Origin of the sequence: Streptomyces spiroverticillatus (assembly GCA_014650415.1) — a bacterium.
Lineage (GTDB): Bacteria > Actinomycetota > Actinomycetes > Streptomycetales > Streptomycetaceae > Streptomyces > Streptomyces spiroverticillatus.
This window is the reverse complement of sequence record BMUX01000001.1, coordinates 307779-320895: the sequence shown is the minus strand read 5'-3', so window position 1 is coordinate 320895 and position 13117 is coordinate 307779. Positions and strand designations below refer to the sequence as shown.

Annotated in this window: 8 protein-coding genes; 4 read left to right on the top strand and 4 right to left on the bottom strand. The window is 73.3% G+C overall.

Translation table 11 applies throughout. From position 1 onward, the window contains the following. Positions 1–24: 24 nt before the first annotated feature. Positions 25–906 carry an aminoglycoside phosphotransferase family protein gene (locus IE269_RS01465; protein WP_189820813.1) on the bottom strand — a complete coding sequence of 294 codons (882 nt, stop codon included), beginning with the start codon at positions 904–906 and terminating at the stop codon, positions 25–27. Between the two features lie 225 nt (positions 907–1131). Continuing rightward, positions 1132–1761, bottom strand: a complete 630-nt coding sequence (locus IE269_RS01460; protein WP_189820812.1) for a hypothetical protein — start codon at positions 1759–1761, stop codon at positions 1132–1134. Between the two features lie 74 nt (positions 1762–1835). Here IE269_RS01460 and IE269_RS01455 point away from each other — a divergent pair, with 74 nt between their 5' ends. From IE269_RS01455 to fxsT, 4 genes are all read left to right on the top strand, one after another. Continuing rightward, positions 1836–2426, top strand: coding sequence for a DUF1707 SHOCT-like domain-containing protein (locus IE269_RS01455; RefSeq protein WP_189820811.1), 591 nt, complete (start codon positions 1836–1838; stop codon positions 2424–2426). Between the two features lie 270 nt (positions 2427–2696). Beyond that, on the top strand, positions 2697–5264 hold the full coding sequence (locus tag IE269_RS42905; protein WP_318299648.1) for a VMAP-C domain-containing protein: 2568 nt from the start codon (positions 2697–2699) through the stop codon (positions 5262–5264). After that, the gene (locus IE269_RS01440; RefSeq protein ID WP_189820810.1) at positions 5261–6406 is read left to right on the top strand and encodes an AAA family ATPase; all 1146 of its coding nucleotides are present in this window, start codon (positions 5261–5263) and stop codon (positions 6404–6406) included. The genes IE269_RS42905 and IE269_RS01440 overlap by 4 nt, the downstream gene beginning before the upstream one ends. After that, complete coding sequence (gene fxsT / locus IE269_RS01435) at positions 6403–11022, top strand: FxSxx-COOH system tetratricopeptide repeat protein (protein WP_229897385.1); 4620 nt, start codon at positions 6403–6405, stop codon at positions 11020–11022. Before IE269_RS01440 ends, fxsT begins: the two co-directional genes overlap by 4 nt. Here fxsT and IE269_RS01430 read toward each other — a convergent pair. Beyond that, positions 10984–12876, bottom strand: coding sequence for an aKG-HExxH-type peptide beta-hydroxylase (locus IE269_RS01430; protein WP_189820808.1), 1893 nt, complete (start codon positions 12874–12876; stop codon positions 10984–10986). The genes fxsT and IE269_RS01430 overlap by 39 nt on opposite strands. Beyond that, entirely contained in the window at positions 12873–13094 is a 222-nt protein-coding gene (locus tag IE269_RS01425) for a hypothetical protein (protein WP_189820807.1), read from the bottom strand. Before IE269_RS01425 ends, IE269_RS01430 begins: the two co-directional genes overlap by 4 nt. Positions 13095–13117: the final 23 nt, after the last annotated feature.

The following is a 13117-nucleotide window of genomic DNA, read 5'->3' as shown; positions in this document are numbered from 1 at the left end:
GGTAGTCCCCGGGGGCGGGTCCGGCTACGGGGCGCGGTGCAGCCCGGTGCGCGCCGCCAGGCCGAACTCGGCGAGCGCCTGGGTGATTTGGCGGCCGGTCTGGGCGGCGACGCGGGGGTTCGTGGCGGCGTGGTGCGTGTACGCGTTGAGGCCCGTGGCCAGTGCCCAGCCCATGCCGCGCAGCCAGGTGGCGTCGTCGGGGGCGAGGGCCTCACGGAAGGCGGCACGGGAGCCGGGGGTCAGGAGGGTGTACGCCACTATCAGGTCGAGGGACGGGTCGCCGACGCCGAACCCGCCGAAGTCGATGACGGCGGTGATGCGGCCGTCGGTGTCGGCGAGGAGGTTGCCGGTGTGGAAGTTGCCGTGCAGCCAGCGGTCCCGGGCGGGGTCGTGGGGTGCGCGCAGGGCGGCTTCCCAGAGGGCGGTCATGGCGGGGGCGTCGAAGACGTGCGCGGTGGCGGTGATGGCGCGGCGGGTGCCGGGGTCGTAGGAGGGGAGGGTGGGGGTGGGGAGGGGGTCGGTGGTGGGAGGGAGGGCGTGGAGGGCGTGGAGGAAGGCCGCCAACTGGGTCGGGGTGGAGGGGTGTTGGGTTTCGGGGGTGGGGGTGCTGCCGTCGAGCCAGCGGGCGACGGACCAGTGGTACGGGTAGGCGTCCGTGGGTCTGCCGAGGGCGAGGGGGGTGGGGACGGCGAGGGGGAGGTGCGGGGCGATGCGGGGGAGCCAGCGGTGCTCCTTGACGGCCTGGCCGGCGGCCCAGTCGCCCCGGGGGAGGCGGACGGCCATGTCGTCGCCGAGGCGGTGGATGACGTGGTCGGAGCCGGCGGGGGCGAAGGGGCGGAGGGGGAGGTCGGCCCAGGCGGGGAACTGCTCCTTGAGGAGGGTGCGGGCGAGGTCCTGGCCGGTCACGGGGGTCCTTCCGGGAGGGGGGGCTTCCGGGGCATCCCAGCACCGGGTCCGTCCCGGTGTCGACCGGGTTTCGGGGCGGGGGCGGTCCCCCCCCCGGGGGCGGAATGGGCGGGCAAGGGGGCGGCCCGCCCGATCCGGGCCCGCCCGATCCGGGCCCGCCCGGACACCGCCCCCACCCGCACCTCGCCCCCCCGGACGTGTCCGGCCCCGCCCCCCGCCCGACGGTCAGGAGCCCTTGAGGGCCTGTTCGAGGCGGGCCGCCTGGTCCGAGGCGAACTTCGAGAGGCCCGTCGTGTCCTTGCTGCGGTACTCCTGGGAGACGGCCACGACCACCGTGCCCACCCGGAAGTGGACGACCCGCAGCGCACTGTCCGCGTCCTCGCCGGACTTCACGTAGGTGGTGGTGTTGCCGACAGCCGGGCCCTTCTCCGCCGTCGCGTCGGAGGCCAGCTTCGTCTCCTCCTTGTAGCCCGCCTCGGCCGCACCCTTGCTGCCGTACGCCTTCACGCTCGTACCGACCAGCGAACCGCTCGCGTCCGTGTAGTTGCCCACGCCCTCGTAGGCGAGGCCGTCGCACGGGCCGTCGCAGGAGGCCGCCTGCGCCTTGATGCCCCCGTTGTCGCCCTGCGCGTCCTCCTTCCAGCCCTTCGGCAGGTCCGCCGCCCGCAGCAGCGCCCCGTCCAGGGTCTTGGCGTCCTTGACGGGCGACGCAGGGTCGGTCAGGCCCGCCTGGGAGGCCCCGCCGCCCTTCCCGGACTCCGTCGCGCCGTCGCCGGAGTCCCCGCCGCCGCACGCCGACACCGTCAGCAGCAGTACGGCCGAAGCCGCCCCCACCCAGATCCTCCGGGACTTCATTACGCGTACCTCGTCATCTCTTCACACAGTGCATTCACCGGCAACCTACACACTGCGGTTCGTATCATCGGCGCATGGCCATAGAACCTGGACGCCGCCCGCTCCGTGCCTCCGACGCCGACCGTGAGGAGGTCGTCGAGCAGTTGCGCGAGGCCGCTGCCGAGGGGCGGCTCGACATGGAGGAGCTGGACGAGCGGCTGGGGCTCGCGCTGTCCGCGAAGACGGTGGATCAACTCCCGCCGCTGGTAGAGGACTTGATTCCGGCGGAGGCGATCGCAGGTGCGGGCGAGCCGTTGGTGATCAAGGGCGGAATGCACGGGCAGACCCGTGCCGGGGAGTGGAAAGTGCCCCCGCGCATCGTCGCGCAGGGCGGCATGGGCGGCGTGAAGCTCGACTTCACCCGTACCGTCGTACGGCACAAGGTCGTCGAGGTGGAGGCGGACGGCGGCGCGGGCTGCGTCGTCCTGGTCGTGCCCGAGGGGTGGGGCGTGGACCTCGACGGCGTGCACGGCGGCATCGGCGGCGCCTGGAACAAGACCAAGGGCGAACGCCTGCCCGGCACCCCCCTCCTCCGCGTCACCGGCAGCGGCGGCATGGGCGGCGTCTACGTCCGCAACCCGGGCCGGCTGCAACGGCGCAAGCTGAGGCGTGCGTTGGAGCAGTGACGGGAGGGAGGGGCGGATGATGGGGCGGGTGGGGTGCGGATGAAGAGCGGATGAGAAGCGATTACGGAAACCGCCGGGGCTCCGCCCGCGTCCCGAAAGGTGTCCGGGCAAACGCCGCCAGGCAAACGTCTCCAGGCATTCTCAGGGGTTCCGTTTCCGGGTTACCTTCGCCTTGGGCCAATGATGTTGCCGGAAATGACGTTGCCGGATGCGAACGGACGGGCGCGGGGGAGGTGGTCGGCATTGGGTCCGGAGGCGGGACAGGTGCGCGTGCTCTCGCCGAACGGCGGCCTGGCCGGGGCCGGTTTCCTGGTCGCCCCCGACGGTTCCCGGCTGTACGTGCTGACCTGCGCCCATGTCGTGACCGCCGTGACAGGCCGCACGGCTGCGGTCGGTGACGGCGACGGCTCCGACATCGTGATCGTCGACCTGCCGGGGCAGGGCTGGTCCGCCGAGGCCCGTGTGGTGGAGGGGAGTTGGTCCCCCACCCCGCTGCTGGACGTACAGGATCCCGGGCACGGCGCACAGAACTGCGGCGACTTCGCCGCCCTCGCCGTCGCACGCGGCGCACCCCGCCTCCCGGACGGCTGCGGCCCGCTGCCGCTCGCGGCCTGCGGCCCTCCCGAGGGCCAGTCCGTACTCGTACGCGGCTATCCGGGCGGTCTGTCGGACGGCGTCGTCGCGACCGGGAGCCTCGTCGGGACGGGCGGTGCGTGTCCCCGCTGGGTGCAGTTCGAGGGCACCCGCGCCACCGGCGCCGCCTTCGAGGGCGGATTCAGCGGGGCCGCCGTCTGGGACCCGGTCAGACGCGCCGTCATCGGGTTGGTCACCGCCGCGCACAACGAGCGGGACACCAAAGTGGCCTGGATGCTGCCGATCGAGGCGGCGGCCGGATTCTGGACCCCGCTGGGTGCCGCGCTGCGGCCCCCGGAAGTGCGCTCGTGCCGGCCTCCCGCCGCGCGGGCCCAGCGCGAACTGGTCGAAGCCCTCCTCGACATACCGCTGATCGACCAGGACTCGGGGCGCGGCCTGCGCATGGCGTTACCCAGGGCGGTGCGCCGCAACGTGTCGGACCAACTGCCCCCGTTCCAGCACGTGCAGGCGTTGACGGGAGGCTGCTTCGAACTGAGCGGCGGCTGCCCCACCCTGCGCCGTACGGTCGAGGAACTGTGCGGGGACACCGCCGCCACCCGCAAGGCCCTCGCCGTACTCGACCGGCTGTGCTGCGGGGCCGCCGCCGGGCCGGGCGCACTGCCGGGCGCGGGGCACGGCACGAACGGCGCAAGCGCGACGGGCACGACGCCGTACGCAGGGGACAGCCCCTCCGTCCCCGTGCCGCCGCAGGCACCCGCCCCCGAGCCGCCCGCCCCGCCGCCCAGACAGGCCCTGTCGAAGTACCTGGTCGACGCCGCCGTCGCCGTCGACAGCCTCCAGGACGACACGACCCTGCGCCTGCTGATCGAGCACTTCCGCGTCACCGTCCGCTTCGACTGGGACCGGCCGGTCGGCCACCAACGCCGCCTGCTCGTCGTCCAGTTGATGGAGGGGCTGTGCGAACGCACCGAGGGGCTCGCCCCGTTGGTGGAGTACCTGGAACTCCGGTACGAGATCACGCCCGAGATCCGGAAGTTCAAGCGGGCGGTCGCGGCCTGGCAGGTGGACCTGTTCACCAACACCCAGTGGGTCGAACTCTTCGAACTGCTGGAGCTCGTGGAGGTCCCGCACCTGGCCCGCCGCTTCGTGGACTTCCTGCGCGACCTCGGGCACCCGCCGCCCGTCGACTGCACCGAACCCTGGGCGGTGTTCCTGCACGCCTGCACCCTCAACTCCCGGCCGGGGGAGTCCCTCCCCTGCTTCCGGGTCCTGCGCGAGCTGCTGGCCGACGGCATAGAGGCGGCCGGGGAGCGCAACGCCCTGCTCGCCTGGGCCCGGGCCAACGACTCCGCCTACGTACCCCAGGAGGAGCTTGTGCCACCGCTCCTGGACGTGGAGGAGCCGCGCGACCACCCCTTCTGGCGCCCCGACGGCTACCTCATCGTCCGGCTGCGCCCCCTGCTCGACGCCGCACCCGGCAGCGACGCCCTGCTGTCCCACTGGTGGCGGGCCCCGGGCGGGGAGCAACTGCGCGGCCCCGACCGCAGGATCGACCTCCGCGACGCCGAGTTCGAGGTGCGCAGGCTCCTGCGGTACGTCGAGGACGGCGACGCGTACCCGTCGAACGCCGATCTGGCGGTTGAATTCCTGCTTCCCCGGCAATTCTTGGGCCTCCATGTGGAACGCTGGCGCAAGGACGCCCTCCAGGGAGTGGAAGGCGTCCTGGGGGAGGATCATCACGTGGTGCTGCGCAGCCTGGAGCGCATCAACAGACCGGATCTGCACGACCGTTGGTGGCGTCGCTGGGACGCCTTCGTGGCCGGGCAGGCAGGCAGGGTGCACTGGTTCCCCGAGGACGGCCGCCCGCATCTGCTGTCCGACCCGCCGCCCGCCGTCGTCGTACTGAGCCGCCCGCCGCAAGGCGGTCGAAGCACTCAGGGAGAGCGCAGGGAGCTCGACGAGCTCTCGGAGGCGCTGAGAGTCGGGGTGCCGGTCGTCCTGTGGGACCGGAGAGGGGAACGGGATCCCGCATTCCGGACCGCCCTGAACCAGTTGCTGACCGAATACGACCCGCGCCGACTACCCGAGCTTGTCAGGGGATTGCGGACTGCGGTCGCATCATCCGATGCTGAGGAGTATTTCTCTGTCGGCCGCCATGTCGCTTTGCTGTGGGACGATCCGGAACGGATGCCCGTCGCGCACGCGGGCTCCCCTCCCCCCACAACTGGAGAGGAGAGGCTGTGACGTTCCCCGCTGACGCTGCCGCGTCCCATTCACCCAACGGCCACACGGAAGAACCCAGGCCCCGCTGGTGGATCTACCGGGGTACGGGTGAACCCCTGCGGGACACCACCCTCGGCGCCGTCCTGCCCGCCGCCCCGCCCTGGCGCACCTTCACGGGCGCGCCCGCCCTCCCGCCGCCCCCCGAGGACGAGGAGGAGACCGTACGCAGGCTCGGCGGCGGCCCGCCCGCCCGCACCCTCACGAAGTTCGCGCGCGGCGAGGCGGAGATGGTCAACGCGGCCCTGCTGCTGCGCCGGCCGCTGCTGGTGATCGGCCGCCCCGGCACCGGCAAGTCCAGCCTCGCCTACCGGGTGAGCCGCGAGTTGCGCCTGGGACGAGTGCTGCGCTGGCACATCAGCAGCCGTACGACCTTGCAGCGGGGCCTGTACGAGTACGACGCCATCGGCCGCGTCCAGGACAGCGCGGCCCTGCGCGCGGTGGCCGGGGACGACCAGGAAAAAGAGGGTGCCCCGACCCGGCCCGCCGACGTCGGCGACTACATCCAGCTCGGACCGCTCGGCACCGCCCTGCTGCCGTACGAAGAACCCCGCGTACTGCTCATCGACGAACTCGACAAGAGCGACCTCGACCTCGCGAACGACCTGCTCAGCGTCTTCGAGGAGGGGTCCTACCCGATCCCCGAGCTGCTGCGGGCCCGCCGCCGGCAGCCGAAGGTGAAGGTGCTCACCGACGACCCCGCCGGAGAGGCGGAGATCACCGGCGGGCGGGTCGTCTGCCAGGCGTTCCCGTTCGTGGTGATGACCTCCAACAGCGAGCGCGAGTTCCCGCCCGCCTTCCTGCGCCGCTGTCTCGTGCTGCGCATGCCCGAGCCCGAGGAGCAGGACCTCGCCCACATGCTCGCCGCCCACTTCGGCGGCGACGCCGTCGAACAGCTCGGCGGCCCGCTCATCGCCCGCTTCCTGGAGCGCAGCCGCGAGCAGGGCGGACTCTCCATAGACCAGCTCCTCAACTCCCTCTACATCGCCACCTCCTACGGTGGCGAGGAGCGCCCCGGCGACCTCCTCGCCCTCGCCGAGAGCGTCTGGCACCGGCTCGACGGATCGGCCCCCGGCGGCGGCCCCGGATGGGGGGATTCCGGGTGACTGGTGGCGACGCACCGCGCTCCGGCCCCTCCTGGCCCGAGCTCCTGGACGCCCTCTACCTGGCCGCCTGCCAGGACAACGCCGCGCCCTACCGCTGGCGTCCGGAGCGTCCCGAGCGTCCCGTCCCTCCGCCACCGCGCCGCACCCCCGCAACCCCGCCGGCGCACGGGCCGGAGGGCACGTCCGGCATCCCGGGCGACACGGGGGAAGGCACGGAGGACCCCGCACGCACGCCCGGCACACAGGGCACGACCGACCAGCCCGGCACACCCGGGGACGACGGCACGCCCCGGGAGGACGGCCGGAGCGCGGAGACCCCGCCCGACGACCTCGCCGAGGACGAGTACGTCGAGACGGCCGCCCTGTACGCCACCCACGGCGCCCCCGCCCCCGGCCGCTCCGCACGCCCGGGCGACCCGCCCACCGCGCCGGAAGCAGGTGTCCGCCACATCCCGTGGGGCGTCCTGCGCCCCGACGGCGCCGACCCCGTCGCCGCCACCACCGTCACCGCACCGCTGCCCGAGGCCCTCGCACTGGCCCGCGCCCTGCGCCCGTTACGCCTGCACACCGACGTCCCCGACACCTGGGAACTCGACGAGGAGGCCACCGCAGAGCGCGCCGCCCAGGAAGAACTGTGGGTGCCGGTCTGCCACCCGGTGCAGGAACGGCGGCTGCGCCTGCTGCTCCTGGTCGACGGCCACTACTCGATGGCGCTGTGGCAGGACACCGTCCGCCGGCTGCGCAACCTCCTGGAGCAGACCGCCGCCTTCCGCTCCCTCACCGTCACCTCCGTCGACCTCACCGGCACCGGCCCGGCCGCCCACGGCGGGGCCGCGTCCCCGGGCCCCGACAGCCTGGTGCTCGTGGTCACCGACGGCATCGGCGACGGCTGGCGGGACGGCTCCGCGGCCTCCTTCCTCTGCTCCCTCGCCCACACCTCGCCGCTGGCGGTACTGAGCCTGATGCCGCAGGAGCTATGGGAGTTCACCCTGCCCAGTGCGGTACGCGCCCGCCTCGACGTGCCCGAGACGGCCGCCCCCAACCGCCGCCTGCGGCTGCGCGGCCCCGCCCTCCCGGAGGGCGAACTCGGCGACCCCGTCCGGCGCTCCCACAGCCGCGCGCCCGTCCCCGTACCGCTGCTGGAACTCACCCCGGGATCGCTGGGCCGGTGGGCCCGCCTGGTGGCGTCGCCCGGCGGCCGGTTCGACGCGGCGGTCCTGCTCACCGCCGCCCACGGAGACCTCGGCGCACGCCGCCGCGCCGAGCCGGAACCGTACGCCGGGCGCACGCACCCCAAGGGGGCCGACGGCGCGCGCGACCCGCTCGCGGCAGCACCCCCCGGGCGCACCCGGCAGGAACGTGCCCGCGACATCGTCCGCGCTTTCAAGGCCAGGGCCTCACCCCTGGCCTATGCCCTCGCCAAGCGTCTCGCGGCGGCCCCGCTGAACCTGCCGGTGATGCGGCTCGTCCAGAACGCGCTGCCCGGCGCCCGGGACTTCAACCTCGGCGAGATCATGCTCTTCGGCCTGCTGCGCCCCACCGGCCACGGCCACGACGCCGAGGACACCGACACCGTGTCCTTCGACTTCCCCGAGGGCGTCCGCGAAGAGCTGCTCGGCCTGGGCACCCGTGCCGAGACCATGGTCGTGCTGCGCCAGGTCGCCGGGGCGCTCGGCCCCCGGCTGGCCTCCGCCGTCGACGGCGGGGAGGCCGCCGTCGCCTGGGAGGCCGACGCCGCCGACCCGCCGGTCAACGAGCGCACCCGGCCCTTCGTGCGGCCGCTGCACACCGCGCTCGCCGCCGTGTCCGGTCCCTACCTGGCGCGGGCCACTCGATTGGGTCAGCTGCTCGGCGTCGGTCCCGGCGGTCCCCTCCCGCCTCCCGCAGGGGGCGACGGGGTGCGACCCGCCCCCAGGGGCGGCGTAACGGAGGGTGTCGGATCGACTACGCTTGACATTCCGTCATCCGTACCTCCCCCGTCCGCCGTGCCGCACCCACCCGTACTGCCTTCGACACCCCCCTCGAAGGCCACTCACCCAACCGGAGTCCCAGGAGGATCCGTGTCGACCGCGTCGCAGACCAGCCCCTTCCCCCCGCCGGCCACCCGGCCGGCTCGGCTCTGGGGCAACGTGCCGCAGCGCAACCGGAACTTCACTGGGCGGGAGGACCTGCTGGCACGCCTCAGTCAGCGGCTGACCAGCAGCGTCTCCGGCGGCACCGGCGTCACCGCGGTCCTCCCCGAGGCGCTGCACGGCATGGGCGGTGTGGGAAAGTCCCAGATCGCCATCGAATACGTCTACCGGAACAGCCGGGACTACCAGCTCGTCTGGTGGATCCCCTCCGAGCAGACGAGTCTCATCGTGCAGTCCCTGATCGAACTCGGGGAGCAGATGGGCCTGCGGGTCGGCGCCGAGCGAAGCGCCGTACCGGCAGTCCTGGAGGCGTTGCGAGTCGGCACCCCGTACTCGAACTGGCTCTTGGTCTTTGACAACGCGGAGGACCCTCACGAAGTCCGGAAGTTCTTTCCGAACGACGGTCCGGGGCGGGTGATGGTGACGTCCCGTAACTCCCAATGGTCGAATCTGGCCAGTTCACTAGAGGTCGATGTGTTCGCACGCGAGGAGAGCGTTGCCCTGATCAGGCGGCGCAGCCAGCAGATTACCGACGAAGCCGCCGACCGTCTGGCGGAGTCGCTCGGGGACCTTCCCCTGGCCGTCGAGCAGGCCGCGGTCTGGCTTGCCGAGACGGGGATGCCCGTCAATCAGTACCTGGATCTCTTCGAGACCAAGTACGCCGAACTACTCCAGACCTCGCCGCCGCCGGACTACGAACTGCCGGTCGCCGCCGCCTGGAACGTGTCCCTGGACCGGCTGCGCGAGAACCACCCGGCGGCCCTCCAACTCCTGCAGGTGTGCGCCTACTTCGCTCCCGAGCCCATCGACTGGGACCTGTTCTCCGCGGTACGCGGCGTCGCCGCCCCCACCGCCCTGCGGGCCACCCTCGACGACCCCATCAAGCTGGGCCGCGCCGTCCGCGAGATCGGCCGCTACGCACTGGCCCGCATCGACCACCGCAAGTCGACCATCCAGGTCCACCGGCTGGTGCAGCGCGTCCTCATCCAGCAGATGAACGAGCAGGAACGCGCGGAAATGCGCCACTGCGCGCACGAGATCCTCGCCAACGCCGACCCCCGCAACCCGGAACGCCCGGCGGAGTGGCCCAGCTACTCCAGCCTCCTGCCGCACGTCCAGGCCTCGAACATGATCGAGTGCGAGGACCCCTGGGCCCGCCAGCTCGTCCTCAACGAGACCCGCTTCCTGCTCGCCCGAAGCGACTACCAGGAAGCCCTGAACGTCGCGGAACGCGCGGCCGGCATCTGGCGGCGCAAGCTCGGCGACGAGCACGAGCACGTCCTGGAGATCGACCAGGCCCGCGCCCAGGTGCTGCGCTGGCACAACCGCTACGACGAGGCGTACGACCTCCAGAAGCACCTGCTGGAACGCTGCCGCCGCATCCTCGGCGAACGCCACCCGGCCACCCCCCGCGCCGTGAGCTTCCTCGCCGTCCTGGAGCGCGCCCGCGGCGACTTCCTCACCGCACGGGCCCTGGACCAGCAGGCGTACGAGGCCCTGGACCGGGACTTCGGCCCCGACGACCCCGCCACCCTCCAGGCCGCCCACAACTACACGGTGAGCCTGCGCCTGTCCTCCGACTACAAGGACCTCCAGGAGACCCGCAGGCTCGACGAGGACACCTTCGAGCGCCGGGTGGAGGTCCTCGGCGAGGACCACCGGCAGACCCTGCTCAGCCAGCACTGCGTCTACGTCGACCTCCAGGAGCTGGGCCTCTACCAGGAGGCCGCCGACGGGCAGGAGCAACTGCGCGACCGGCTGCTGACCATGCTCGGCGAGGACCACCCGCTGACCGGCTTCGTGACCCGGGAACTGTCCATCACCCGCCGCAAGCTGGGCCGCCACCAGGACGCCTTCGACCTCTCGCGGGGTGTGCTGGAGCTCAACCGGTCCCGCCCGTCCGGCACCGACAAGCACCTCGTCGGGTGGGCGGCCCTCATCCACGCCACCGACCTGCGCCAGACCGGCGACCTGGACGCAGCCGCCGAACTGGGCCGCGAGGCAATGCAGTTGATCACCGAAGCCCTCGGTGCCGACCACCCGCACACCCACGCCACCGCCACCAACCTCGCCGTGACGCTGCGCCTGCTCGGCCGCGTCGAGGAGGCCCTGGAGCTCAACCGCACGGCGGTGGAGGGCCTGAGTGAGCGGCTCACCCCCCAGCACCTGCGCACCCTCCTCGCCAAGGCCAACCTGGCCAGCGACTACGCGCACCTCGGCGACGCCGCCAAGGCCCGCGAGCTGGGCGAGGAGATCAGCCGGGAGGCGGGCGTCGTCAGCGGCGACGTCCACCCGGACACCCTGGCCATCCGGCTCAACCTGTCGTACGACCTCAAGGCGACCGGCGAGACGGAACGCGCCAAGGAGCTCTACGACCGGACCCTGGCCACCATGCGCGAGGTCCTGGGCCCCGACCACCCGGCCACCGTCAACGCCACCCGGGGACTACGGGCCAACTGCGACATCGACGCGCTCAGCATGTGAGCCGGCGCCGCCCGGACCGGGCGGCGCGAACCACCGGGCCAGTTCGTGCGGGCCCGGTGGATGTGTTCCGGCCCGCAGCAGCGCCGCGTGCACGGCGACGACCAGCTCGGGACGCTCCAGCAGGAGGTTTCCCGGGGGCGTCTCGTCGTGTACGAGTCCCAGTCCCACCCAGTCGCTGACGTTCACCGGTGTGCTCAGCGGGTCCGCCGCCTTCAGGAACAGGCCGCGGGCCTCCTCCCGGTCGCCCGCCACCAGTGCCGCGTCGGCCACCGTCAGCTCGCCCGCACCCCACAGGTCCGACGTCCCGGCCTCCAGCTCGGCGCGCAGCCGGTCGAAGGCCGGCCGGTCGGTGAGCCACAGCCGGGTCAGCCACAGCCGTGACAGCACCCGCGACTGCGCGCGGGCCGGGACCAGACGCACCGGCGGCAGCACGGCGGGCGGCGGCTCGCCCGCCAGCCAGCGCCGGGCCAGCGCATCGGCGTCGGTCTCGGCGACCGCCAGGTGGGCGGCCCGCCAGGAGGCCACCAGGTCGGCGCAGCACTGGGCGGCGAGGGCACCTGGCAGCTCCGCCACCCGCTCCGGCCACCAGGGGGCCGCCTGCCCGTCCAGTGCGGACACCAGGTGCGCACCCGCCAGGGTGAGCCGGTCGGAGCTGTGCAGGGCGGTCAGCGCCACCCTCAACTGCCAGCGGTGGTAGGCGAATTCGAACGCGGCCCGGTCGTCGCCGGGGGTGCGCCGACGGTGCCAGAAGGCGGTGATCCCGGCCGTGGCGTGCGTACCGTACACCAGTCCGCGCAGCGGGCGGGGGTCGCGGCGCCAGGGGGCGAAGTGCAGCGGCTCGGGGCCGGGGCGGCCCTGGTCGAGGAGCGGGGTCAAGTCGTCGACGGCGGCGAGCAGTTGGTGGTGCGCTTCGTGGACGAGGGTGGCGGCGGCCGTCGGTGCGTCCGGCGGCAGGGACATCACGACCGCCCCGAAAGTGTCCGGCGCGGTCGCGCTGACCGGATGCGTGGACGTCGCGGCGGCGGGCACCAGGCAGCGGACCGCACCCCACACCAGACGGTGGGCGGGCGGATGGTCGGCCCTCAGTAACTCGGAAGCATCGGCGAGGAGTTGACGCCAGCGGTCCAGCTCGTCGGGGGGCAGGGGTGCCGGGTCGAGCAGGGAGCGGTAGTCCCGTTGCGGGGAGAGGTGATCGAGCGTCACCGTCCCCGACCCGCCGGGGAGTTCGACGCCGGGCAGTGGATGCCAGCCCTCGGACGGCAGGTGCAGCGCCCCGGGCAGCCGTACGGAACCGCTGTCGCCGAAGACGACGGTCTCCCGCTCCGTGCACTCCACGCCCACCACGGCCCACTCACCGCGCGCCACCCGCCCGGTCAGCCCCAGCGACGGCAGCCAGAGTCTCCCTCGGTGCGCCGGGACGCGCAGTGAGCACCGCGTCCCCGAACGGATCGCGGCGGCCGCCGCCAGCGACCCGGCGAGCCCGGCCTCGGCCCGCAGCGGCACGTCCGGTCCTGAGGACTTTGCACCGTGGCTGATCCGGCGCAGCAGTTGCAGCGCCCGCCCGCCCACCATCGGGTCCGCCAGCACGGCATCGGCGGCGGCCGGGTCGGCCCGCTGGACGGCGCACAGCAGCTTCCAGGCGGTGCGCGGAAGGGTCGGCGGCAGGCCCGTGCGGGGCCAGTCGTTCGGCAACCGGTCCAGGGCGGGGGTGAGTTCGTACGCCCCGACCAGGGCGAGCAGGGTCCGGCTGCGGCGGGCAGCCGTCAGCAGCGCCACGTCCGAGGCGTCGACCTCGCCCGTGGCGACGGCGGTCAGCGTCCGCAGCGGCAGTCGGTGGTGCTCAGTGTCGCTCAACTCTCATTGCCGGTACCCGGTCGCGCCGACGGCGAGCCCTGGCACGGCGGGGACACGTCTCCCGAGCACAGGGGTGCCGCCGTACGGGCGAGCTGCCTGCGCAGGGAGGCGAGAGCGGTGGACAGTCCGTCCACCCCGCTCAACTCGCCGAGGGGCACCCCCGACAGATCGAGCACCCGAGCCTGCGATATTCCGGTGGTTCCCGCTGAAGCCGCCATGCTCCCCATGGTGACGGAACGGC

Bases quoted from the DNA above. Each gene is read 5' to 3' on its own strand.
- IE269_RS01460 (WP_189820812.1), bottom strand. From the start codon at position 1,761: ATGAAGTCCCGGAGGATCTGGGTGGGGGCGGCTTCGGCCGTACTGCTG.
- IE269_RS01455 (WP_189820811.1), top strand. From the start codon at position 1,836: ATGGCCATAGAACCTGGACGCCGCCCGCTCCGTGCCTCCGACGCCGAC.
- IE269_RS01425 (WP_189820807.1), bottom strand. From the start codon at position 13,094: ATGGCGGCTTCAGCGGGAACCACCGGAATATCGCAGGCTCGGGTGCTC.